At 72.4% G+C, this 3,440-nt stretch carries 3 protein-coding genes; 1 reads left to right on the top strand and 2 read right to left on the bottom strand.

The window, feature by feature from the left end; genetic code table 11:
* The first annotated feature begins 138 nt into the window (after positions 1-138).
* Positions 139-561 (top strand): DUF3151 domain-containing protein, encoded by a 423-nt coding sequence (locus AOK18_RS14055; RefSeq protein WP_055572907.1) that lies wholly within the window; start codon positions 139-141, stop codon positions 559-561.
* 28 nt (positions 562-589) lie between these two features.
* Here AOK18_RS14055 and AOK18_RS14060 read toward each other — a convergent pair whose 3' ends face one another.
* Positions 590-2,107, bottom strand: coding sequence for an MFS transporter (locus tag AOK18_RS14060; RefSeq protein ID WP_055694574.1), 1,518 nt, complete (start codon positions 2,105-2,107; stop codon positions 590-592).
* A gap of 70 nt (positions 2,108-2,177) precedes the next feature.
* Positions 2,178-3,209: a class II fructose-bisphosphate aldolase gene (fbaA, locus tag AOK18_RS14065; protein WP_055572909.1), complete on the bottom strand. Its 1,032-nt coding sequence runs from the start codon at positions 3,207-3,209 to the stop codon at positions 2,178-2,180.
* Between the last annotated feature and the right edge of the window lie 231 nt (positions 3,210-3,440).

Genomic DNA, 3,440 nt, shown 5'->3' on the forward strand with positions numbered 1-3,440 from the left:
GGTCGCGCCCCGGTGACGAACCGGCCGGCGGACGGCACGGAACCACCCCTGGTCCGATGGTCACCCCGCCCCCGCCCGCCCGCATCTCCAGCGCACGACCCCGGCGGAACACACCCCGGCAGGTGGCAGACTGGCGTCATGACCACTCAGAAGAACCTGCTCGGCGGCCCCGACCCGACCCATCTGCCGGCGAACGAGGAGGCGTACCGCCTGCTCGGCGAGGAGTCCCTGCCGCCCGTCGAGGTGGTGGCGAAGTTCCCGACGTTCTCCCTGGCCTGGGCCATGCTCGCCGACGACGCCTTCGAGGCGGGGCGGGTGGTCGAGTCGTACGCGTACGCCCGGACGGGCTACCACCGCGGACTCGACGCGCTGCGCAGGTCCGGCTGGAAGGGCCACGGGCCGATCCCGTGGAGCCACCGCGCCAACCGCGGCTTCCTCCGCTGCCTCGCCGCCCTCGCCCGCGCGGCCGAGGCGATCGACGAGAAGGACGAGGCGGAGCGCTGCAAGCAGTTCCTCCAGGACAGCAGCGCCGAGGCGTACGAGGAGCTGAAGCGGGCCTAGGCCCGCGTCGGGGCCGTGCCCGGGGGATTCAGTCCTCGGGCCGCCCGGGGGCGGGTGGTGGTGTTTCACGTGAAACACCACCACCCGCCCCCTTTTCGGTCTCGGGCTCCAGCGGGGGCACGGCCACGCTGCCGTGGGTACGGCATTCGGGGTGGCGGCAGCCCTGCGCGGGACGCCGCACGGTCGCGAAGGCGATGACCGAGCCGGCCACCAGGACGGCGGCGCACAGCACCATCGCCCGCCCGAACGCCTCGTCGAAGGCGGCCGGCTCCCGGTACGCCTCCGGCCCCATCCCGACGAGCAGGGGCAGCGCGGCCACCGCCACCAGTCCGGCCGCGCGGGCCGCCGCGTTGTTGACCCCGCTGGCCAGGCCCGCCCGCGCGGTGTCCACGGCCGCCAGGACGGTCGCGGTCAGCGGCGCCACCAGGGTGACCATGCCGAGGCCCAGCACCAGCAGCGCGGGCAGCGCGTCGGTGAGGTACGAGGCACCCGGCCCCACCCGTGTCATCAGCAGCATCCCGGCCGCGCACAGCAGCGGTCCGACGGTGAGCGGGACGCGCGGACCGATCCGGTCGGCGAGTTCGCCGGAGCGGGCGGAGAGCAGCAGCATCAGCGCGGTCGTGGGCAGCAGCGCCGTACCGGCGGCGAGCGCGGACCAGCCGACGGCGACCTGGAGCTGGAGCGCGGCGAGGAAGAAGAAGCCGCCGAACGCCGCGTACACGCACAGCGTCACCCCGTTGACCGCCGTGAACTGGCGGGACGCGAAGATGTCCAGCGGCATCATCGGGTGCGGCCGGCGCTGCTCGACGAGCACGAAGGCGACGGCCGCGACCAGCCCGGCGACCCCGGCGACCGCGACCACGGGGGAGCCGTCACCGGCCTCGATCAGCGCGTACGTCACCAGGGCGAGAGCGAGCGCGCCGAGCACCGCGCCGAGCACGTCGAAACGGCCGGGGGCCCGCTCCCCGCTGTCCGACTCCGGTACGTGGCGGAGGGCGATCAGGGCGCACAGCACGGCCGGCGGCACGTTGATCAGGAACACCCAGCGCCAGCCCGGCCCGTCCACCAGCCAGCCGCCCAGGAACGGGCCGACCGCCGCGCCGATCCCGCCGAAGCCGGACCACAGGCCCACCGCCCGGCCCCGGTCGTCGGGGTGGAAGGAGGCCTGGATCAGGGCGAGGGAGCCGGGCGTGAGCAGCGCGCCGCCGATCCCCTGCAGGGCGCGGGCGGCGATCAGCACACCGGCGTTCGGCGCGACACCGCACACCAGGGAGGCCGTGGCGAACCACAGCACCCCGACCACGAACACCTTCCGTCGTCCGAACCGGTCGCCCAGCGCCCCGCCCAGCAGGATCAGGCCGGCCAGCGTGACCATGTACGCGTTGACCGTCCACTGGAGGGCGGCGAGGTCCGCGTCGAGGTCGCGGCCGATGCGCGGCAGGGCGACGTTGACGACGGTGGAGTCCAGCAGGACCATGCTCGAACCGAGCACCGTGGTGAGCAGGATCCACGTGCCCTGCGGTGAGGCCAGCCGGACATCGGGCATGCAGGGAGCATAAGGAAACGGGCCGGGCCCGGCACCATGGGTGCCGGGCCCGGTCCACTCCCCCGGACGACTACTTGATCTTCGTGCCCGTGGAACGCAGGTTCTGGCAGGCCTCCAGGACGCGGGCGGCCATCGACGCCTCGGCCAGCTTGCCCCAGGTGCGCGGGTCGTAGGTGTTCTTGGAACCGACCTCGCCGTCGACCTTCAGGACGCCGTCGTAGTTCCTGAACATGTGGTCGACGACCGGGCGCGTGAAGGCGTACTGGGTGTCCGTGTCGATGTTCATCTTGACGACGCCGTTCTCCAGCGCGGTGAGGATCTCCTCCGGCGAGGAGCCCGAGCCGCCGTGGAAGACGAAGTCGAACGGCTGCGAGCCGGCCGGCTTGCCGTACTTGGCGGCGGTGCCCTCGTTCAGCTCCTTGAGCAGCTCCGGGCGCAGGACGACGTTGCCCGGCTTGTACACGCCGTGCACGTTGCCGAAGGACGCGGCCAGCAGGTAGCGGCCCTTCTCGCCGAGGCCGAGCGCCTCCGCGGTGCGGATCGCGTCGTCGACCGTGGTGTAGAGGGAGTCGTTGATCTCGTGCGAGACGCCGTCCTCCTCACCGCCGGTCGGGGTGATCTCGACCTCGAGGATGATCTTCGCGGCGCGGGCGCGCTCCAGGAGTTCCTGGGCGATGCCCAGGTTGTCGGCGAGGGTCTCCGCGGAGCCGTCCCACATGTGGGACTGGAACAGCGGGTTGCGGCCGCCCTTGACGCGCTCCTCCGAGATCGCGAGCAGCGGACGGACGTAGCCGTCGAGCTTGTCCTTCGGGCAGTGGTCCGTGTGCAGGGCGATGTTGACGTCGTACTTCTCGGCGACGATGTGCGCGAACTCGGCCAGGGCGACCGCGCCGGTCACCATCTCCTTCTTGTGCTGACCGCCCAGGAACTCGGCGCCGCCCGTGGAGATCTGCACGATGCCGTCGCTCTCCGCCTCGGCGAAGCCGCGCAGTGCCGCGTGCAGGGTCTGGGACGAGGTGACGTTGATGGCCGGGTAGGCGAACTTTCCTGCCTTCGCCCGGTCCAGCATCTCGTTGTAGACCTCGGGAGTTGCGATGGGCATCTGTCCGCTCCTTATGCAAGCGCGTGCGGGTTGGCGTACTGCGTACTGTCGGCCCTGACCTGGAACCTTGGATGCGACGTCGTTGTCGGGGCCATCTTCCCAGACTTGTCCCGCCCGTCGACGGCGCCGGTCGAGTCGTTATGCGGGGGATGCCCGGGGGGCGGGCACGGGCCCCGGAACGCGGGCCCCGGGGCACCGGCCGCCGGGGGTCCGGGGCCCGCGTTCCGGGGC

It is taken from the genome of Streptomyces prasinopilosus (assembly GCF_001419695.1).
Lineage (GTDB): Bacteria > Actinomycetota > Actinomycetes > Streptomycetales > Streptomycetaceae > Streptomyces > Streptomyces prasinopilosus.

What these genes read in the sequence shown, in the direction of transcription:
- AOK18_RS14055 (WP_055572907.1), top strand. Translation starts at nt 139, where the DNA reads ATGACCACTCAGAAGAACCTGCTCGGCGGCCCCGACCCGACCCATCTG.
- fbaA (WP_055572909.1), bottom strand. Translation starts at nt 3,209, where the DNA reads ATGCCCATCGCAACTCCCGAGGTCTACAACGAGATGCTGGACCGGGCG.
- AOK18_RS14060 (WP_055694574.1), bottom strand. Translation starts at nt 2,107, where the DNA reads ATGCCCGATGTCCGGCTGGCCTCACCGCAGGGCACGTGGATCCTGCTC.